Origin of the sequence: Rhodococcus sp. IEGM 1409, assembly GCF_030056735.1 — a bacterium.
GTDB lineage: Bacteria > Actinomycetota > Actinomycetes > Mycobacteriales > Mycobacteriaceae > Rhodococcus_F.
In genome coordinates this window covers 1-212 of sequence record NZ_JASHKN010000050.1, presented here as the reverse complement: position 1 = coordinate 212, position 212 = coordinate 1, and the positions used below count along the sequence as shown (strand labels likewise).

At 66.0% G+C, this 212-nt stretch carries 1 protein-coding gene; it reads right to left on the bottom strand.

Annotation, left to right across the window (positions count from 1 at the left end; translation table 11 throughout):
- A partial coding sequence (locus tag QM716_RS29210; RefSeq protein WP_502942179.1) for a hypothetical protein occupies positions 1–212 on the bottom strand: 212 nt, incomplete at both ends.

The following is a 212-nucleotide window of genomic DNA, read 5'->3' as shown; positions in this document are numbered from 1 at the left end:
GTGCAGGGGATCGACGCGTTGACGACGATGGCAACCTGCGCCATCAGAGGTGCCTCGACGTCGCCGATCACGCCGGTCTGCGGCCAGTTGACCGTCGCCGTCGTCTGCACGACGGGAAGCAGCGGAGGTGCCAGTGCGAGCACGAAGCCGAGCAAGCCGGCGATGATCGCAACCCATAGAGTGCGATGGAAACGCTCGCGGGCATCCTGACC